The organism is Sphingomonas sp. SP3 (assembly GCF_058514305.1).
The window spans coordinates 1,518,086-1,535,841 of record NZ_JBZSOE010000001.1; the positions used below are offsets into that span (position 1 = coordinate 1,518,086).

General features: G+C 65.5%; 18 protein-coding genes and 1 tRNA gene. 9 read left to right on the forward strand and 10 right to left on the reverse strand.

Going from position 1 to position 17,756, the window contains the following annotated elements; translation table 11 throughout:
* Window positions 1-21 precede the first annotated feature (21 nt).
* A complete protein-coding gene (locus tag AC4K8G_RS07920) occupies window positions 22-2,724 on the forward strand; it encodes an MSCRAMM family protein (RefSeq protein ID WP_491733615.1) in 2,703 nt (900 codons plus the stop codon).
* Window positions 2,725-2,749: 25 nt separating this feature from the next.
* Here AC4K8G_RS07920 and AC4K8G_RS07925 read toward each other — a convergent pair.
* Window positions 2,750-2,836, reverse strand: a tRNA-Leu gene (locus tag AC4K8G_RS07925).
* Between the two features lie 167 nt (window positions 2,837-3,003).
* Here AC4K8G_RS07925 and AC4K8G_RS07930 point away from each other — a divergent pair.
* A complete protein-coding gene (locus AC4K8G_RS07930; RefSeq protein ID WP_491733616.1) occupies window positions 3,004-3,225 on the forward strand; it encodes a hypothetical protein in 222 nt (73 codons plus the stop codon).
* A 13-nt stretch (window positions 3,226-3,238) separates the two neighbouring features.
* Here AC4K8G_RS07930 and AC4K8G_RS07935 read toward each other — a convergent pair whose 3' ends face one another.
* Complete coding sequence (locus AC4K8G_RS07935) at window positions 3,239-4,162, reverse strand: zinc-ribbon domain-containing protein (RefSeq protein WP_491733617.1); 924 nt, start codon at window positions 4,160-4,162, stop codon at window positions 3,239-3,241.
* A gap of 110 nt (window positions 4,163-4,272) precedes the next feature.
* Here AC4K8G_RS07935 and ftsE point away from each other — a divergent pair, with 110 nt between their 5' ends.
* From ftsE to AC4K8G_RS07955, 4 genes are read left to right on the forward strand one after another with little or no spacing between them, the layout of a single operon-like run.
* The gene (gene ftsE, locus AC4K8G_RS07940) at window positions 4,273-4,977 is read left to right on the forward strand and encodes a cell division ATP-binding protein FtsE (protein WP_491734438.1); all 705 of its coding nucleotides are present in this window, start codon (window positions 4,273-4,275) and stop codon (window positions 4,975-4,977) included.
* A complete protein-coding gene (locus AC4K8G_RS07945; protein ID WP_491733618.1) occupies window positions 4,977-5,846 on the forward strand; it encodes a cell division protein FtsX in 870 nt (289 codons plus the stop codon). Before ftsE ends, AC4K8G_RS07945 begins: the two co-directional genes overlap by 1 nt.
* On the forward strand, window positions 5,843-6,379 hold the full coding sequence (locus AC4K8G_RS07950; RefSeq protein ID WP_491733619.1) for a YdcF family protein: 537 nt from the start codon (window positions 5,843-5,845) through the stop codon (window positions 6,377-6,379). The genes AC4K8G_RS07945 and AC4K8G_RS07950 overlap by 4 nt, the downstream gene beginning before the upstream one ends.
* A gap of 5 nt (window positions 6,380-6,384) precedes the next feature.
* A complete protein-coding gene (locus tag AC4K8G_RS07955; RefSeq protein WP_491733620.1) occupies window positions 6,385-7,080 on the forward strand; it encodes a lysophospholipid acyltransferase family protein in 696 nt (231 codons plus the stop codon).
* Here AC4K8G_RS07955 and pheT read toward each other — a convergent pair.
* Both pheT and pheS read right to left on the reverse strand, forming a co-directional pair.
* Entirely contained in the window at window positions 7,057-9,411 is a 2,355-nt protein-coding gene (pheT, locus tag AC4K8G_RS07960) for a phenylalanine--tRNA ligase subunit beta (protein ID WP_491733621.1), read from the reverse strand. The genes AC4K8G_RS07955 and pheT overlap by 24 nt on opposite strands.
* On the reverse strand, window positions 9,408-10,475 hold the full coding sequence (gene pheS, locus AC4K8G_RS07965) for a phenylalanine--tRNA ligase subunit alpha (protein ID WP_491733622.1): 1,068 nt from the start codon (window positions 10,473-10,475) through the stop codon (window positions 9,408-9,410). The genes pheT and pheS overlap by 4 nt, the downstream gene beginning before the upstream one ends.
* Before the next feature lie 59 nt (window positions 10,476-10,534).
* Here pheS and AC4K8G_RS07970 point away from each other — a divergent pair, with 59 nt between their 5' ends.
* A complete protein-coding gene (locus AC4K8G_RS07970; RefSeq protein WP_491733623.1) occupies window positions 10,535-11,446 on the forward strand; it encodes a DUF5996 family protein in 912 nt (303 codons plus the stop codon).
* On the opposite strand, the gene AC4K8G_RS07975 is transcribed toward AC4K8G_RS07970, so the two are convergent.
* The 6 genes from AC4K8G_RS07975 to AC4K8G_RS08000 form a co-directional block, all read right to left on the reverse strand.
* Entirely contained in the window at window positions 11,443-12,432 is a 990-nt protein-coding gene (locus AC4K8G_RS07975; RefSeq protein ID WP_491733624.1) for a DUF4424 family protein, read from the reverse strand. The genes AC4K8G_RS07970 and AC4K8G_RS07975 overlap by 4 nt on opposite strands.
* 103 nt (window positions 12,433-12,535) lie before the next feature.
* On the reverse strand, window positions 12,536-12,904 hold the full coding sequence (rplT, locus tag AC4K8G_RS07980) for a 50S ribosomal protein L20 (RefSeq protein WP_491733625.1): 369 nt from the start codon (window positions 12,902-12,904) through the stop codon (window positions 12,536-12,538).
* A 13-nt stretch (window positions 12,905-12,917) separates the two neighbouring features.
* Window positions 12,918-13,121 carry a 50S ribosomal protein L35 gene (rpmI, locus tag AC4K8G_RS07985; RefSeq protein ID WP_192588494.1) on the reverse strand — a complete coding sequence of 68 codons (204 nt, stop codon included), beginning with the start codon at window positions 13,119-13,121 and terminating at the stop codon, window positions 12,918-12,920.
* 134 nt (window positions 13,122-13,255) lie between these two features.
* Window positions 13,256-13,906: an SDR family oxidoreductase gene (locus AC4K8G_RS07990; protein ID WP_491733626.1), complete on the reverse strand. Its 651-nt coding sequence runs from the start codon at window positions 13,904-13,906 to the stop codon at window positions 13,256-13,258.
* The gene (locus AC4K8G_RS07995) at window positions 13,906-14,271 is read right to left on the reverse strand and encodes a cupin domain-containing protein (RefSeq protein ID WP_491733627.1); all 366 of its coding nucleotides are present in this window, start codon (window positions 14,269-14,271) and stop codon (window positions 13,906-13,908) included. The genes AC4K8G_RS07990 and AC4K8G_RS07995 overlap by 1 nt, the downstream gene beginning before the upstream one ends.
* Window positions 14,271-15,206, reverse strand: coding sequence for a ribose-phosphate pyrophosphokinase (locus AC4K8G_RS08000; protein ID WP_491733628.1), 936 nt, complete (start codon window positions 15,204-15,206; stop codon window positions 14,271-14,273). Before AC4K8G_RS08000 ends, AC4K8G_RS07995 begins: the two co-directional genes overlap by 1 nt.
* A gap of 105 nt (window positions 15,207-15,311) precedes the next feature.
* On the opposite strand from AC4K8G_RS08000, the gene AC4K8G_RS08005 reads away from it, so the two are divergent.
* Both AC4K8G_RS08005 and AC4K8G_RS08010 read left to right on the forward strand, forming a co-directional pair.
* On the forward strand, window positions 15,312-16,955 hold the full coding sequence (locus AC4K8G_RS08005; RefSeq protein ID WP_491733629.1) for an NAD+ synthase: 1,644 nt from the start codon (window positions 15,312-15,314) through the stop codon (window positions 16,953-16,955).
* A 36-nt stretch (window positions 16,956-16,991) separates the two neighbouring features.
* Window positions 16,992-17,711, forward strand: coding sequence for a hypothetical protein (locus AC4K8G_RS08010; protein WP_491733630.1), 720 nt, complete (start codon window positions 16,992-16,994; stop codon window positions 17,709-17,711).
* Window positions 17,712-17,756 lie beyond the last annotated feature (45 nt).

Sequence of the window (17,756 nt, forward strand, 5' to 3'; positions counted from 1 at the left end):
GGACCGGGCGAAGGACTCACCATGCTTGGCCGCCGGAACTGGCTGCGCAAGGCGGCGCTGCTGCTGGCGGTCTGCGCCGGCGGCGTCGGCGCGTCGACTGCGCCGCCACCGATGGCGGCCGCGTGGACCGCGGACCCCGACGACCAGTTCCTTCTTGACGTCAACATCCGCCAGCTGCGCCTCGGCGACGGCGTGCGCGCCTACAACACGCCCGAAGGCACGTGTGTCGTCTTAGGCGACTTTTTGACGACGCTGGATGTGCCGGTGAAGGTCGATCTCGGCGCCAGGATCGCGAGCGGCTGGGCGTTCAAGGAATCCAACCGCATTTCGATCAATTATGGCGCCGGAACCGCCGCCTACGGCACCCGGAATGAGGCAATTGCGCCCGGCACCATTCGCGAAACGCCCGAAGGCTGGTGCGTCCAGGCCAGTGCCTTGTCGCGCTGGTTCGGGATCGGCGTCAATGCGATGACCTCGGGCTCGGTCCTGCTCCTCCAGTCGCAGGCCAAGCTGCCAGTTGAGCTCGCCATGGAGCGGCAGATGCGCGCGCAGCGCATCAAGCCCGCCAAGTTCGACCTTGCGAGCCTGCCGCAGGTGCGCGTGCCCTATCGCATGTGGCGTTCGCCAGCGCTCGACTTCGTGGTCAGCGCCGGCGTCACTTATCGTGCGCGAGACGGCATGCGCGTCGATCGCCAGTCGTCGGTCTATGCCGCGGGCGAGATCGCGCGCCTGTCCTACGACGCGCAGATCAGCACCGACCAGAAGGGCATGCCCTCGGCGGTGAGGGTTCGTGCGTTCCGCTCCGATCCCGACGGCAATCTGCTCGGACCGGCCCATGCCACTCACTTCGGGGTTGGCGATGTCGAGGGGTTCGACAGCAAGTTGACCGGTTCGTCCGCATTCGGCCGTGGCGCGGTCGTCACCAATCGGCCACTCAATGCGCAGACGGCGTTCGATCGGTCACGCTTCGAAGGCGACCTGCCGCCCGGCTGGGAGGCGGAGATCTACCGCAATGACGAACTACTCGGGTTCGCCAAGGCGACGTCCGACAATCGTTATGTCTTTGACGATGTTCAGCTTCTCTACGGAGAGAACCGCGTTCGCGTGGTTCTTTACGGGCCGCAGGGGCAGATTCGCACGCGCGAGGAGTTGATCAACGTCGGCCAGGACAATGTGCCGCCCGGCAAGACCTGGTACTGGGCAGGCTTCAACCAGCCCGGCCGAGATATCTTCGCGCTGCATAAGCCTCCGGACGGGACCGATCTGCCCAAGGCGCAAGCCACGGTCTCGCTCGAGCACGGCATCGACGATCGAACGTCGGTGGCCGCGCTTGCGCGCATGATGCTGATCGACGACCAGCGGGTGACCTTTGTCGAGGGGACGGTCCGCCGCTCGCTCGGTCTTGCGATTCTGGAGCTCGGCGGGGCCCGGGAGACGACGGGTGGGACGGCCGCGCGAGCTCAGCTGCTCGGCAAGATCGGCCCCGTAAATGTCAACGCGGAAGCTCTTATCGCAAATGATTTTCATTTGCGTGGAGGGAACAAGGAAAGCATGCGAAGCTACAATCTGGCGCTCGACACGCCGGTGAAAATCGGCCGAACGGTGATTCCGGCGCACGCCTCCGTGCAGTTGTCCGATCTCAAGGGCGGCTCGAAGCAACTCGACGCGGCGGCGCGACTGTCGGCCAATTTCAATCGCTTCAGCCTGTCGTCCGGGGTTCGTTACCGGAAAGAATATTCATCGGGGTCGAAGCCGCCGGGTGAGCTCAGCCTCGAATTCATCGGCAGCGGCCGGGTGGGTGACGTGCGTTTGCGCGGCACGACGGAGTTCGACGTGTCGCCCACCGCGCGGCTGCGAAGCGCCGAGCTGTCGGCTTATTGGTCGGCGAGCGATAATGCCGATTGGGAGGGCGGCCTCGCTTACGACGTCGGCAGCCATCAGGCGCGCGCGCGGATTTCCCATATCCGGCGCCTCGACAGCATGGCGATTGCGCTGACCGGCGAAGCGGCGACCGATGGATCGGTCGCTCTCGGCATCAATTTGAACTTCTCGCTCGATCCGGCGCGCGGCTTCTCGATGTCGCGGCGTCCGTTGGCGCAGGCCGGATCAGTTCATGCCGTGGTCTATCGCGACCTCAACGACAATGGCGTCCAGGACGCGGATGAGCCGCTCGAAAAAGGGGCGCTCATCACCACCGGGACGAGGCAGGCCGACCGGCCCACCGACGCGAAGGGCTCGGTGACCGTCGCCGGCCTTACGACTTATGCGCCGGTGGCGGTCGGAATCGATGAAACCAGCCTGTCCGACCCGATGCTCGTTCCCAAGAAGGCGCTGCAGGTTATCGTTCCGCGGCCGGGCGTGCCCGCCGAGGTGCGGATCGGCCTCGTCGGCGGTGGCGATATCGAGGGCGCGCTGGTCAAGAGCGGCGGGCTCGGCTTTGAAGGCGTCGATCTCGAGTTGGTCGACGCGGCCGGCAAGGTCGTCGCGACGGCGCGGACCGACTTCGACGGCTTCTTCCTGTTCGAACGCGTCGCTTATGGGGATTACACATTGCGTGCGAGCAAGGAATCGGCGGCGGCCGCCAAGATCGTCAGCGATCTCGGGACGAAGGTCTCGGTAAAGCCGGACAAGTCGATCGTGCGGGTCGGCGCGATCCAGGCGCGCCCGCTTCCCGTCCTGGCCTCGGCCGGCCAGTTGGCGGGCCCATCGCCGGCCGCTCCCTAGAATTCTGCAAGTCCCCGGCAGGGGATGGTGCGGTCGAGAAGACTCGAACTTCCACGGCCTTTCGGCCACAGCGACCTCAACGCTGCGCGTCTACCAGTTCCGCCACGACCGCACGTCATGAAAAGGGCGGCTGAGCGCCGCCCGTCTGGCAAGGCGCGGCCTCTAGCAAAGGCCCCTGGAGGGCGCAATGCCACGAACGACGCACAAATAGCGTCCTGATCCGGGACAGGCTTTAAGACTTTCTTTACCATCGGGGCATCGCGGCGTTACTCCTGTGCCATGCTCTGGATTGCCGCAGTCGCCACGCTTGCTTCAGCGCCGCAGAACGCGACGCCGCAGCCGACGCGCGCCATCGCCCAGGCCACCGCTACCGTTCGGATTATTTCGGGAGCGCGGATTAGTCTCGATGGCCAGGCCAGCGCCGACGCACCCTCTCCAACCGACGGCGTGGTCCACACCGAAGGCTCGGCCCAGACCGCTCGACTAATCGAATTTCAGTAAAAGTTAGAAGCGGTTAGCCTCCGCCAGAGCCGAGCGAGATGGTCAGCTCTTCGCCGCCGGGCGGGACGTTGACCTCGGCGCTGTTGAAGCTCGCGCTCGCGCCTGGGGCAAGGCTCCGCGCGGGCGGCGCGATCGTCCACCGATACACAATTTGGCCGGCCCTCGATTTCAGCGCGGCCTGGAGCGGCGGAACGTCCTGCTCCTTGCCGGTGGGATTGATGACGCGGCCGGTGACGGTCAGCAGCTCGTTGCCGCTTTCCAGTTTTTGCCTGTCCATATGGGTTGTGACCAGCTCAAGCGGGCTTGCGCCGGCGGCGGCAAGCCCGAGCTGCGCCTTCCACGCCGCGGGCGCAAGGAACCAGAATGCCGCAGCGAGCGCGACGATCAGGACGATGACCAGCAAGATTGGGAGAAGCGACCTGCGGCGCCGCGGCTCGACCTCGCTCGCGACCGGGAACGGACTGAACTCGTCGTCTTGCGGCTCGGCCTCGGGCGGCTCGCGCCAATCCGATTCCTCAGCAGCAACCTCTTCCTGGTGCTTGGCAACCCCCATCGGATGACCTGCATAGGTCGCGCCTTCGGTCGCGGCGCTATGATGAACGATCGGGTCCGGTAACGGGTCGGTCTCACCCTCGAGCGCCGCCTCTTCGAAGGCGCGCTCCTCGATCTCCGGCCCGCTGCGGGGCTCGATAAGCGTGGCTTCGGCCAGGCTCTCGTCCTGGTCCTCTTCAACCCGCTCCAGCTCGGCCTGAAACTCCGGCTCAGGCAGGGCCTCGTCGATCAACGGCGACTCTTCCGGCGCCGCTGCCGTATCCTCGTCGGATTCCTGGTGCCAGCTATGCTTGCACGAAGCGCAGCGCACCTGCCTTCCACCCGGCGGGATGGCGCCATCCTTCACCACATATTGCGTTCCGCAACTCGGGCAGGTGAGGATCATATTACAAAAGCCCTCTTTCGGGACGGTGAGGGCAAGCTAAACAGGAATGATTGAGGCTTGGCAAGGCAACAGCGCCGGGGCCAGCCGCGAAGTCGGGAAGGATCGGGAAGCTGCCAGCAGTCGCGGAATTCGACAGCGTCGGCCTGCGCTACGGCACGGGCGCAGAAGTACTGCGCGATCTCGACTTCCGGCTGTCGAGCGGCGGCTTCTATTTCCTGACCGGTCCGTCGGGCGCCGGGAAGACATCGCTTCTGAAACTCCTCTACCTCGCCCAGCGGCCGACCCGCGGGCGGATCAAGCTGTTCGGCGAGGAGTTGAGCGAAGCGCCGCGCGACGATCTGCCGCCCTACCGACGACGGATCGGCGTCGTGTTTCAGGACTTTCGCCTGATCCGCCATCTTTCGGCGTTCGACAATGTGGCGCTGCCGCTGCGCGTCTCGGGCGCGGCCGACGAGGCGATTGAAGGACCGGTGCGGGAGATGCTCGCCTGGGTCGGGCTTGCTGATCGGGCAAGCGCGCGGCCGCCCACGCTGTCGGGGGGCGAGCAGCAAAGGGTCGCGATCGCCCGCGCAGTGATCAACCGTCCCGAGCTCCTCGTCGCCGATGAGCCGACCGGCAACGTCGATTCGGACATGGCCGAGCGGCTGATGGGCCTGTTCGCCGCGCTCAATCGGCTGGGTACGACTGTCGTCGTCGCGACTCACGACATCAGCCTGATGAAGGCCACGCCCGGTGCGCAAATGATCCGCCTCGAAGGCGGCACATTGGTCGATCCGACCGGAAGCCTGAAGAATCCGCCCGGGAGGCCCAACTGATGCTCGATTGGGTCTTCGCCTCGCCGGCGGAACGGCGCCTGCTGGGGGGCGCCCCGATGCGTGGACCGACACCGTGGGTGATCGCGATCATGAGCTTCTCTTGCCTGTTGATCGCGGCCACCGGCCTCGTGCTGACCAACACGGCGAGCACGCTTAGCCGCGCGATCCAGGCGCGCTACGCGGTCGAGTTGCCCGGCGGCGGCGGTGATGTCGACCGCCTGCTCAGGGCCGTGCGAGCGGTACCGGGTGTCAGTTCTGCCGTTGCAGTTCCCCAGGCCGAGATGCGGGCGACCCTGGAGCGCTGGCTGGGCCCGGCCGCCCAAAGCAGCGAGCTTCCCGTCCCCGCACTGGTCAACTTCGACCTGAGGCCCGGCGCGCACCTTGACGTCATCGAGCGGCAGGTTGCCGCCGTTGCACCGGAGGCGCGGATCATCGCGCATAAGGAAAGCGTCGGCCCGCTGCTCCACTCGCTGCACGTGCTGCAATGGGTCGCATTCGGGCTCGTGTTGCTGCTGAGCGGCGCAGCCGCAGCGGCGGTCGTGCTCGCCGCGCGCGGCGCCATCGACACTCATCGCTTCACGATCGAGGTCATGCACGGCATTGGTGCCACGGACATTCAGGTGACCAACCTGTTTCAGCGCCGGATCGCGATCGATGCCCTGGCGGGAAGCATTGCCGGGGCAATCGCCGCGGCAATCGTACTCTTGCTGCTGGCGAGTGGAGCGGCCTTCGCCGGCGATCTCGCCGGCGGCGCCGTACTTCGCCCTTTAGACCTCGCCTTGCTCGCGCTGCTTCCGCTGGCGCTGACGGGCCTCGCCACCTGGGTTGCACGCGCGGCTGTGCTCGCGGCATTGCGTGAGGCTCTATGATCGCGCGCTTCGGCTCCCTGCTCGTCCTGCTCTACGCGTTAGGCTTCATCTTTTTCGCCTTCACGCTCGGAAAGCCAGCGCCGACGACCCTCGCGGCGACCGACGCGGCCGTTGTACTGACCGGTGGCAAGGGCCGGATCGAGCATGCAATCGACGTGCTTCGCGATCACAAGGCCAAGCGGTTGCTGATCGCCGGGGCAGATCCGTCGGTGACCAAGGCGGATCTAGCCCGCCGCGTCCCCGGCAGTTCCAAGTTGATCAAATGCTGCGTGGATCTGGGATCGGAATCGGTCGACACCCGCTCAAACGCCGAAGAGGCGCTGCGTTGGCTCTCCAAGCATCGCTACAAATCGATCCGGCTAATCACGAGCGACTGGCACATGCGCCGGGCCAGTTATGAATTCGATCGTGTGCTGGGTCATGGCTACACAGTGGTCCCGGACGCGGTCCGGTCGGAGCCGAGTTTCCTGACCCTGTTCGGCGAATATAACAAGTATCTGCTTCGCCGGGTCGCGGTGTGGGTCGATCTTTGACGACCGTGGCCCGTTCGCTGCTCTACGCGGCGTTATTCTATCCAGCGACGGCGCTCTGGGTTCTGGCCGGCGTGATTGTCAGCCCCTTCGGCAGGCGCCCGACACTCAGGGTCGTCCTCAACTGGATCGAGATGCACCATTGGCTGACCCACCATGTGCTCAACATTCGAACGAGGGTCGAAGGCTCTGTCCCCGCGGGCCCGCACCTCATCGCGGTCAAGCACCAGTCGGTGCTGGAGACGACGGAGATGGTCCGGATCACTCAGCTCCCGGTGATCGTCATCAAGCGCGAGCTGGTGGATATCCCGCTCTTCGGACTCATGACCCGGCGTTATGGCGTCATCCCGGTCGAACGGTCGGCTGGGGCTAAAGCGCTCCGTCAGATGGTCAAATATGGCGAGGAAGCGGTGGCCGAGGGCCGGTCGGTTCTAATCTACCCTGAAGGAACGCGCGTTAGGGTCGGAACGATGCCCCCGCTCAAGTCGGGCTTTGCCGCGCTCTATCGCGCGCTCGGTCTTCCGGTCGTGCCGGTCGCGGTCGACAGCGGCCGTCTCTGGGGGCGGGGGCTGATCCACCAAAGCGGAACCGTCACGCTGAAGGTTGGGAAGGTCATTCCAGCGGGCCTGAAGCGCGACGAGATCGAGGCGCGCGTCCACGCCGCGATCAATGCGTTCGAACTAGGAGCGGAGGCGAGCGCCTAGCTTTTCTGCCGCAGCGGTGATGCGCTTCGAAATCTCGCCGATCTCGGCATCGGTGAAGCTCTTGTCGCCAGGCTGGAGAACCACCTCGAACGCGAGCGACAGTCCATCGGTGCTTTCAAACCGGTCGAACAGGCGAACGTCGACGATAGCGTCCTTGTCGCTGCCGCGGATCGCGCGGACCAAAGTGTCGGCCGTCACCTCGGCAGGGACGACGAAGGCGAAATCGCGCGTGATCGACTGCAGCGCAGGCGGGGTATAGGCTGAGCGTGCATGGCCGCTCGACCGCGGCGCCGGAATCGCGTCGAGGTAGATGTCGGCGGCAACCACGCCGGCGGGCGCATCCAGGCTCTTCTGCAGCCCGGGGTGGAGTTCGCCGAAGCTCGCGACGATCGTCTTTGGACCGAGCCGCAAGGTCGCCGACCGGCCCGGGTGCCAGGTCGGCCCCGCGTCCGAGAACACCTGCAGGTTGGAAACCGGCGCACCGGCAGCTTCGAGCAGCGCGAGCGCTTCGGCTTTTGCATCAAATGCGTCGAAGGCCTGCGCCTTGCCGGCCCGCCAACCGCGCTCGATCTTGTCCCCGGCAAGCAGCAGCGAGAGCGTCGCATGTTCTGCGTCGCCGAGATAGCGCCGGCCGACTTCAAACAAGCGGACGGATGACGCGCCGCGATCGAGGTTGCGCCGCGCGGCCGAAATGAGGCCAGGTAGCAGCGACGGCCGCATCACTTTCATTTCTTCGCTGATCGGATTGGCGAGGCGCCAGTCGCCGCCGCCGAAGGCAGTCGCTTCCTCGTCGGAGATGAAGCTCCATGTCACTGCCTCGTTGAGGCCGCGTGCCGCGGCGGTTCGACGGAGCTGGCGCTCGGTCAGCTGCGCCCGGGTCGCGGTCGGCTTTGCGACACCCGGAGCGCGCTCGAGCGGCACTGCGGAGACCTGGTCGTAACCGGTGATCCGGGCGACTTCCTCGACGAGGTCGGCCGGACCTTCGACGTCACGCCGCCACGTCGGCACCGTTGCCTCGTTGCCGCTCAACCCGAAGCCGAGGCTTTGAAGGATCTCGCGCTGGCGCTTCTCGGGCACGGCGATCCCGCCGAGCGCGCGGGTGCGCTCAGGATCGAACTTGATCTTCCGCTGCTCGATCGGCGGCTGGCCGGCGCGTTCGAGCGCTGACGCCTCACCGCCGCAAATGTCGAGGATCAGGCCGGTGAGGATCGCAAGCCCTTCGTCGAGGAAGCCCGGATCGACTCCGCGTTCGAAGCGTGCGCGCGCGTCGCTGCTGAGGCCCAATGCCTGGCCGGTCCGGGCGATGCGATCGGGCGTGAAGTAAGCGACCTCCAGCATGACGTCGGTGGTCGCCTCGCTAACTCCCGAATCCTCTCCGCCCATGATGCCGCCGATGTCGTGGACCTGCGCATCGTCAGCGATCACCGTCATGAACGGCTGGAGCGTGTAATCCTTCTCATTGAGGGCGAGGACCTTCTCGCCGTCCCTGGCGGCGCGTGCAGTCAGCCCGCCTTTGAGCTTGGCGATGTCGTAAGCGTGGGCGGGCCGCCCATGGTCGAGCATCACATAATTGGTGATGTCGACCAAAGCCGAGATCGGGCGCTGGCCCGCTGCTTTCAGGCGCTGCTGCATCCACTCGGGCGACGCTCCATTCTTGAGCCCGCGAACGGCGCGGCCGAAGAAAGCCGGGCAACCCTCGGGGTCCTCGATGCGAACCGGCACCGGGCATGGGAACGCGCCTTCGACCTGGGGCACGGCAAGCGGCTTCAGCGTTCCGATCCCGGCGGCTGCGAGGTCGCGAGCAATGCCGCGAACACCCATACAATCCTGCCGGTTCGGCGTAACGTTAACGTCGAACAGGGGATCATTGAGCCCGGCATAATCGGTGAAGGGCGTTCCGACGGGGGCGTCCTCGGACAGCTCGATGATCCCCGTATGGTCGTCGCCAAGCTGGAGCTCGCGGTAGGAGCACATCATGCCCCGGCTCTCGACCCCGCGGATCGCCGCGACCTTCAGGGTGAAGTCGGTGCCGGGAATATAGGTCCCGGGCGCGCCGAAGACGCCGACCAGCCCGGCGTGCGCATTGGGCGCTCCGCACACGACCTGGATCATCTCGCCCGTGCCGGCGTCCACCGTCAGCACCTGCAGCTTGTCGGCTTGCGGATGCTTCTCGGCGGTCAGCACCTTGGCCACCGTGAACGGCGCTAGGGCCTCCGCGGGATTGGACAGGTCCTCGACCTCGAGCCCGATCGCGGTCAGCTTGTCGGCAATCGCCTCGGCGGACGCATCGGTGTCGAGGTGGCTCTTCAGCCACGACAAAGTGAACTTCATGCGCCCACCCCCCCCGACAGGGTCGGCACGTCCAGCGCGCGGAATCCGTAATGTTTGAGCCAACGGATATCGCCGTCGAAGAAGGCGCGCAGGTCGTCCATGCCGTATTTCAGCATGGACAGCCGATCGATCCCGCAGCCGAAGGCGAATCCTTGCCATTCGTCGGGGTCGAGCCCGATGTTCGCGATGACTTTGGGGTGGACCATGCCGCTGCCGAGAATCTCCATCCAGCCTTCCTGTCCGCCAACCACGCGGCGGCCCTTGTCCATCGACCAGCCGACATCGACCTCGGCCGACGGCTCGGTGAACGGGAAATAGGACGGGCGGAAGCGCATCACGATGTCGTCGCGCTCGAAGAAGGCCTTCACGAAGGTCTCGAGCGTCCACTTGAGGTGGCCGAGCGTGATCGCCTTGTCGATCACGAGGCCCTCGACCTGGTGGAACATCGGGGTGTGAGTGGCGTCGCTGTCCGAGCGATAGACCCGTCCGGGCGCAATCACACGGATCGGCGCGCCATGCGCTTCGCCGGCGCGGATCTGGACCGGCGACGTATGGGTGCGGAGAACGCGCGGCTCATCCTCACCTTCGCGCGGCTCGAGATAAAAGGTGTCCTGCATCGCGCGGGCCGGATGGTTCTCCGGCATGTTGAGCGCGGTGAAATTGTACCATTGGGTCTCGATCTCCGGCCCTTCGGCGACGGCGAAGCCGAGATCGGCGAAGATCTCCGCGAGCTCGTCCATCACCTGGCTGACGGGATGCACCGACCCTTCCGGCGTTTCTGGAGCAGGCAGCGACAAGTCGAGCTTCTCGGTCGCGAGCCTCCGCTCGAGGTCGGCGGATTCCAGTGCCGCCTTGCGGGTTGCGATCGCGTCGGTGACGGCTTCGCGCAGCGCGTGGATTTTGGGCGCTTCGGCAGTGCGCGTGTCCGGATCCATCGACCCGAGCGATTTCAACTTGGCGGTGATCTCTCCCGATTTGCCGAGCATGCGGACGCGCAGCGCCTCGACCGACGCGAGGTCGGGCGCGCTTGCGATTTCGTCGATGATCTCCGGGTTTCCCGCCATCCAAGGCGCTCTAGCCGCCCCGCAGCGCAAAATGCAAAGCCATGTGCTAGGAGGCGCGCATGAGCGACTGGCCCGAGCTTAGCCTAAAGCGCGATCATGAAACCTGGACCGTGCTCCACCTTGCCGCGCAGATGCTTGGCAAAATCCGTGTCGCGTACGCCCCCTGGATGAACCACGGCTGGCATGTCGCGCTTCAGCCCAATGCCCGCGGCTTCTCGACCCTGCCGACGGCGGCGGGCGACGGCCGCACGTTCACCTTGACGCTCGACCTCTGTCGTCACGCGATGGTGCTTTGGGCGAGCGATGAGACCCGAGAGGAAGTCCCGCTCAACGCCGGGAGCGTCGCGGCGCTTCACAAGCGCCTCATCGCAATGCTCGACCGTCACGGCCTGCCGTCCACGTTCGATGGAATGCCCAACGAGATCGAAGGCGCGGTGCCGTTCGCCGATGATCATGTGGCGCGCGATTACGATCGCGAATCCGCTTCCCGATTGCGCGAGGCGTTCGCGGCGGTACTTCCGGTATTCGCCCGTTTTCGCGCCGGTTTCGAGGGCAAGGCCAGCCCGGTGCAATTGTGGTGGGGCGCGTTCGACCTCGCGGTCAGCCGCTTTTCGGGCAAGAAGGCGCCCCCGCACCCGGGGGGAATGCCGGGCCTGCCCGACCGGATCGCGCGCGAAGCCTATAGCCGCGAAGTGACCAGCGCTGGGTTCTGGGCGGCCGGCGCGGCCGAGGCCGAGCCGTTCTTCTACAGCTACATCTACCCGGAGCCTGACGGCTATCGCGCGTCGAAGCCGAGCGCGGGCAAGTTCGACCAGACCTATGGCGAATTCGTGCTGCCCTATGCCGAGGTCCAGGCATCGAGCGATCCGGAGAAGATGCTGCTTGGCTTCTTCCAATCGACCTATGACGCCGCCGCGAACCTTGCGAACTGGGCCCGCGCCGATCTCGAGCGCGAACCGGTGGCGCCTTAACGCTTGGGTTCGATGATCAGGACGTGGAGGTCGCGGGTCGGCCGCCAGTTCTTGTGGCGCACCTCGAACCGCGTCGGGCTGATCTTCCTGATTCCTGTCTCGCAGAAGCTGACGAGGTTACCCGGCTTCCCCTTGTCCACCACCAGACGGAAGTCGCCGATCGGCCGCGCCCAATTGGCGCCGGTGGTCAGAATATAGTCGATGCGGGTGTCCGGCATCTCGGGTCCGACCGCCGCATCCTTGCCGGCGCGCCGGTCAACGGCCGCGATAAATTCGGCGTCCATGCAATAATAAGCGATCGCCTGCTTGGTATCTTCGGTTTTGCGGAATTCCTTGAAGGCGACTTCGCTGTCGACGCTTCCCCCGACGCCCGGGATGTAGCGATGGTCGACGATGAGGTCGCGGCCGGCGGGGAAGCGCTGCCGCCACCAATATTTGTCCTTCACCGTCCACAGCGGGATCAGGTGATGCTTCATCCCCCTCCCGTCATAGTCATACTCCTCGTCGCCCGCGATCCCGAGCGCGACTAGGCGCTTCTTCTCGGTGGCGGGAAGCCGGTCCATCGCCGTCGTCGCCGCGTCGAGATTCTCCGGCGCGATGGGAATGCGCAGCCGCTTCAGCAACGCGCTGTGGTCCTTATCTTTAACCGTCGCCTTTCGTTCGAGCGTCGCGGCCACCGGCCGGCCGCCCACGCTGGTCTTGAAGCCGGACGGATAGCCGACGTCCCCGCCATATTCTTCGCCAAGGTCGCGATCGGGCATTGGGAAGGCCACGATCGTCTCCACGTCCTTCGAACTGCGGTTGCGGAAGATGTAATGGATGCGGATTTCAGCGGCGGAGACGAACAGGTCTTCGCTGACAAGGTCGATTGCCTCGGTCCGCTCCAGCACCAGCCCGCCGGCGCCCGTGCTCGCCGTCGAATCGTTGGCGAGCGCGGACCCAGTCATCATCGCCAGCGCGCCTGTGAAAGCGAGAATGTGGCGCATCGTCGTCCCCCTCTGGGAATGATGCGACACCGTGCGCGGCCGGGCAACAAAAAGGGCGCCGGATCGCTCCGACGCCCTTCGCTCGTTCCTTTGAGGAAGTGGCTTAAGCCGCCTTCTTCTCCAGCGCGCTCTTCGCCTGGGCGATGATGGCGCTGAACGCTTCCGCTTCGTGCATCGCGATGTCGGCGAGCACCTTGCGGTCGAGCGTGATGCCGGCGAGGTTCAGCGCGTGGATGAACTGGCCATAGGTCAGCCCTTCCGCGCGAACCGCGGCGTTGATGCGCTGGATCCACAAGGCGCGGAAGCTCCGCTTCTTCACCTTCCGGTCGCGATAGGCGTACTGCCCGGCCTTCTCGACGGCCTGGCGGGCGATCCGGATCGTGTTCTTGCGGCGGCCGTAATAGCCCTTCGCATTTTCCAGGATCCGCTTGTGCTTGGCGCGGGTGGTTACACCCCGTTTGACGCGTGCCATTTATCCGGCCTCCTTATTTCAGGCCGTACGGGGCCCAAGCCTTCACGCGCGCCGTATCGGCGTCGGCAAGGATCTTGGTACCGCGGTTCTGGCGGATGTACTTGGCGTTGTGGCTGATCAGGCGGTGGCGCTTGCCCGCGACACCCATCTTGATCTTGCCCGTCGCCGTGAGCTTGAAGCGCTTTTTGACGCCGCTCTTGGTCTTGAGCTTGGGCATTTTCGTCTCCTTGTTGCGCAACTGGGCGCGACGTTATCCAATCGCCACGGCATGCCTTCCGGCCGGGCCATTGGTTTTTCCAACGATCTGGAAAGCGCGCGCCTATAGTCAGCGAACGCCGTTGAGGCAAGCGCTTACCAGGGAAGTTCGGATCCGTCGCGCCGCAAAAAGCGCCCGGTCTGCTCGATGGTCAGCCGGTCGATCAGCGCGCGCATCGAGCTGACGCTGTCCTCCGCCGTGATCTCGGCGCCCGCCCCACCCATGTCGGTCTTGACCCAGCCGGGGCTGAACAGGACGCAGGCAATGCCGCGCGACCGGCCTTCGAGCGCGAGGCTGCTCCACGCCATGTTGAGCGCCGCCTTCGACGTCCGGTAGGGGACCCAGCCGCCGCCATTGTCGCCGATGCTGCCCATGCCGCTGGAGATGGCGATCATCTTGCCGCCCTCGGCCATGCGGGCGAGCAGCCCCTTGCCGAGCTGGTAAGGCGCGATCGCGTTGACCATCATCATCGCCTGCCAGCCGCGCGCGTTGTCCGGTCCTTGCGTCGCCTTGGGCTGGCTGGTCCCCGCATTGGCGATGAACAGGTCGAGCGATTGCTCGACCGTAAAGGCCGCGACGGCATCGGCATTGCTTAGGTCGAGCGGCTTCACGGTAACGCCGAGCGCGTCGAGCTCCTGGCTAGAGTGCCGCGCCGTCGCGATCACGTCCCAGCCGTCGGCTGCATATTGCCTCGCGAACTCGAGCCCGATGCCGCGATTGGCGCCGGTGATCAGGACCGTCGGCATCAGTCGTGCCCCGCGGCATAATCGCTCGCGCCCATGAAGTGGAGCGAGACATAGGGTTCGTCGCCGACCACCCAGCTGTCGTGGCCGGGCGGAATGTAGAAGACGTCGCCGGCGCGCATCTCGATCACCTTACCGTCGTCCATCGCCGCCGTCGCGCATCCCGATACGACCATCCCGACATGCTCGACGTGGCAGGATGTGGCGCCATTCGCCGCGCCGACATGCTCGGACCATCTCCAGCCGGGCTGGTAGGTCGCGCGGCCGATGGTCATGCCGCCGAGCGTCACCAGCTCGAACTTGCCTTTATCGAACTCGCGCACCTCATCGGGCGCTTCGAAACGCTTGAGGACAACGTCGAGATTCATCAGTCGAAAAGGCTGGAGACCGACGCTTCGTCCGAAATCCGCTTGATCGCTTCCGCCAGCAGCGGCGCGATGCTGAGGCGGCGAATCTTGCTGCCCTTGGGGTCGGGCTCTCCGGTCCAGATGGTGTCGGTTACGACGAGCTCAGTAAGCTCCGACTTGGCGACGCGCGCCGCGGCGCCGCCCGACAGCACGCCGTGGGTGCAATAAGCGAACACCTCGACCGCGCCCTGTTGCTTCAAGGCGGCCGCCGCGTTGCACAGCGTTCCCGCCGAATCCACGATGTCGTCGATCAGCACACAGGTCCGCCCGTCGACGTCGCCGATGATGTTCATGACTTCCGATTCGCCGGCGCGCTCGCGGCGCTTGTCGACGATCGCCAGCGGGGCGTTGCTGAGGCGCTTGGCGAGGCCGCGGGCACGGACCACGCCGCCGACGTCCGGCGATACCACCAGCAGGTCGCGGTTGCCGAGCCGCGCCTGGATATCGGTTGCGATGACCGGTGAGGCAAAGAGGTTATCGGTCGGGATGTCGAAGAAGCCCTGGATCTGCCCCGCGTGAAGGTCGATCGACAGGACGCGATTGGCGCCCGCCGTGGTGATCAGGTTGGCGACCAGCTTGGCCGAGATCGGCGTGCGCGGCCCGGGCTTCCGGTCCTGCCGGGCGTAGCCGAAATAAGGGAGCACGGCGGTGATCCGCTTGGCTGACGCGCGGCGGAGCGCGTCGATGCAGATCAGCAGCTCCATCAAATTGTCGTTGGCCGGGTAGCTCGTCGACTGGATCACGAACACGTCCTCGCCGCGAACGTTTTCGTTGATCTCGACGAATACTTCCTCGTCGGCGAAGCGGCGCACGCTCGCGTCGGTCAGCGGCATTTCAAGATATTCGGAAATCGAACGGGCCAGCGGCGCGTTGCTGTTCCCGGCAAGCAATTTCATGTGGGCGGCCCCATATCCCCGAGCAGTGAAGGGCAGCCTTAGCGGCGGCAATGCCGGGGCGCAAAGGTTGCTGCAGCAGGCTCGCGCGCTAAAGGCTCGAACAGAATGACCGACAGGTTGAAGATCGCCTTTGCCCAGATGAACCAGCGCGTCGGCGACCTCGACGGCAATGCCGCGGCGATGCTCGAGATGCGGCGACGGGCCGAAGGCGCCGACCTCCTGATGTGCCCGGAGCTTCAGGTGACCGGCTATCCGCCCGAGGACCTGGTGCTGAAGCCGGAATTCGTGCGGCGGGTCCATGAAACGACCGATCGGCTGGTCGCCGCGACGGTTGACCCGGGCCCGGCGATGCTCGTCGGGACGATCATCGCCGAAGAGGGCCTCAACTATAATGCCTTCATCCTGGCCGCTGGCGGCAAGGTCGTGGCCCGCATCCTGAAGCATGAGCTCCCGAACTACGGCACGTTCGACGAAAAACGCGTATTCGCGCCCGGGCCGCTGCCCGAGCCGATCCTGTTCAAGGGCGTGAAGATAGGCGTGCCCATCTGCGAGGACATCTGGCAGGAGGTGGTCTGTGCCCATCTCGCCGATGCCGGCGCCGAAATCCTGCTCGTGCCCAACGGCAGCCCCTACGAGCTCGACAAGGACGACATTCGCTACAAGCTGGTCCGAAGCCGCGTCCTCCAGACGGGCCTTCCGCTAGCCTACCTCAACCGCGTCGGCGGCCAGGACGAGCTGGTGTTCGACGGCTCGTCCTTCATCCTCCACCCGGACGGCGAGCGCGTCGTCCAGCTGTGCGATTGGGAGGAAGCGCTGCTAATCACGGATTGGGAGCGGACCAGCGAGGGCTGGCGCTGCACGACGCGCGAGACGCACGAACTCGATGCGTTCCCGCAGGATGTCTACCAAGCAATGATTGTCGGGCTTCGCGACTATGTGCAGCGTAACGGCTTTCCCGGCGTGATCCTCGGCTTGTCGGGCGGCATCGACAGCGCGCTCTCCGCGGCGGTCGCGGTCGACGCGCTCGGTGCCGACAAGGTTCGCGGTGTGATGCTGCCGTCGAAATATACGAGCGACGAAAGCCTCGAGGACGCGCGCGAGTGCGCCAGGCTGCTTGGTTGCCGCCATGACGTCATCTCTATCGCCCCGGGCGTAAAGGCTTTTGACGAAATGTTGCCCAGCATGAGTGGGCTAGCCCAGGAGAACGTCCAGGCGCGGCTTCGCATGGTCACGCTGATGGCCGAATCCAATTCCGGCGGGGAAATGCTGCTGACCACCGGCAACAAGAGCGAGATGAGCGTCGGCTACGCCACGCTCTACGGCGATATGGCGGGCGGCTATTCGGTGCTTAAGGACGCGTACAAGACCACGGTCTTTGCGCTGTCGCGGTGGCGCAACGCCAACAAGCCCGAGGGCGCGCTCGGGCCCGACGGGCCGGTGATGCCGGCGCGGGTGATCACCAAGCCGCCGAGCGCGGAGCTTCGCCCCGATCAGAAGGATGAGGACAGCCTGCCACCTTACTCTGCGCTCGACCGGATTCTCGAGGGGCTGGTCGACAAGGAAATGTCAGTGGCTGAGGTCGCTAACCTCACAGGCGAGGACGCGGCGCTGGTCGCCGATATTGAGCAAAAAGTGCTGCGAGCCGAATATAAGCGCCGCCAGGCGCCCCCCGGGGTGAAGATTGGCGCCCGCAACTTCGGGCGCGATCGGCGCTACCCAATCACAAACGCCTTCCACACCGGCAAATAGCGACTAATCTTTCGCCACTCGCGGGTGGAGGGGGCTATGTTCCAGACCGTTCGGCACTGGTGGGGGAGCGGCCGCGGTAAGGTCACCGCGCGCCTTTTCCTGTTCGAATTTGTGGTCGTCGTCGCGGGCGTTCTCACAGCGCAGGCGCTCGCCAACTGGGTGGGCGACCGGGCCGAGCAGCGAGCCGTGAACGAAGAAGACAAAAGGGTCCGCTACGAGATCGGGCGCACGCGGCAGGTTACGCGCATCTGGGCGGCGGCAACTCCATGCCTCATCGAACGGGTGGAGCGGATCGCGCGTGCGGCCTCGACCGGCAACGCGGTCGATCCGGCCAGCCTCAAGGTACCGCGCTTCATCGGCTACACGGTCGAGCCATTTTCGCCGGACATGAATCGCGAGTTCCACGATCGCTTTGGGAATGAGCGGGTGGATAATTACGCCGTGGTCTCGACGGCCAGCGCCACGCTGGTCAGCACGTATCGAGACGTGCGCACCGGCTGGGATCGATTTGCCCTTCTCGACACTGCGCTGGGCCCGACGTCCGCCGCGGACCGCGCCACGGTACGCGATGTCGCCGTCCAGCTGCGCTCACAGCTCGAACTGATCGGCGCGTCCGCGGACATGATCGAGAGGACGTCGGCGCGTCTCGGAATAGAGCCGCGCACGTCGGACGCGGACTTCGGCGCCGTAATGCCCGTGAAAAACTGCGACGAGATCTGGCGGACCGGCCGGATATGGCGTGAAGCCGGGCACTGACGGCGACAGTTGCTGGTCACGCCTGAAGTCTGCGACTAGGCGGCA

Excerpts from the sequence above, each read along its gene's own strand:
- AC4K8G_RS07920 (WP_491733615.1), top strand. The coding sequence starts at position 22 with ATGCTTGGCCGCCGGAACTGGCTGCGCAAGGCGGCGCTGCTGCTGGCG.
- AC4K8G_RS07930 (WP_491733616.1), top strand. The coding sequence starts at position 3,004 with ATGCTCTGGATTGCCGCAGTCGCCACGCTTGCTTCAGCGCCGCAGAAC.
- AC4K8G_RS07935 (WP_491733617.1), bottom strand. The coding sequence starts at position 4,162 with ATGATCCTCACCTGCCCGAGTTGCGGAACGCAATATGTGGTGAAGGAT.
- AC4K8G_RS07945 (WP_491733618.1), top strand. The coding sequence starts at position 4,977 with ATGCTCGATTGGGTCTTCGCCTCGCCGGCGGAACGGCGCCTGCTGGGG.
- AC4K8G_RS07950 (WP_491733619.1), top strand. The coding sequence starts at position 5,843 with ATGATCGCGCGCTTCGGCTCCCTGCTCGTCCTGCTCTACGCGTTAGGC.
- pheT (WP_491733621.1), bottom strand. The coding sequence starts at position 9,411 with ATGAAGTTCACTTTGTCGTGGCTGAAGAGCCACCTCGACACCGATGCG.
- pheS (WP_491733622.1), bottom strand. The coding sequence starts at position 10,475 with ATGGCGGGAAACCCGGAGATCATCGACGAAATCGCAAGCGCGCCCGAC.
- AC4K8G_RS07970 (WP_491733623.1), top strand. The coding sequence starts at position 10,535 with ATGAGCGACTGGCCCGAGCTTAGCCTAAAGCGCGATCATGAAACCTGG.
- AC4K8G_RS07975 (WP_491733624.1), bottom strand. The coding sequence starts at position 12,432 with ATGCGCCACATTCTCGCTTTCACAGGCGCGCTGGCGATGATGACTGGG.
- rplT (WP_491733625.1), bottom strand. The coding sequence starts at position 12,904 with ATGGCACGCGTCAAACGGGGTGTAACCACCCGCGCCAAGCACAAGCGG.
- rpmI (WP_192588494.1), bottom strand. The coding sequence starts at position 13,121 with ATGCCCAAGCTCAAGACCAAGAGCGGCGTCAAAAAGCGCTTCAAGCTC.
- AC4K8G_RS07990 (WP_491733626.1), bottom strand. The coding sequence starts at position 13,906 with ATGCCGACGGTCCTGATCACCGGCGCCAATCGCGGCATCGGGCTCGAG.
- AC4K8G_RS07995 (WP_491733627.1), bottom strand. The coding sequence starts at position 14,271 with ATGAATCTCGACGTTGTCCTCAAGCGTTTCGAAGCGCCCGATGAGGTG.
- AC4K8G_RS08000 (WP_491733628.1), bottom strand. The coding sequence starts at position 15,206 with ATGAAATTGCTTGCCGGGAACAGCAACGCGCCGCTGGCCCGTTCGATT.
- AC4K8G_RS08005 (WP_491733629.1), top strand. The coding sequence starts at position 15,312 with ATGACCGACAGGTTGAAGATCGCCTTTGCCCAGATGAACCAGCGCGTC.
- AC4K8G_RS08010 (WP_491733630.1), top strand. The coding sequence starts at position 16,992 with ATGTTCCAGACCGTTCGGCACTGGTGGGGGAGCGGCCGCGGTAAGGTC.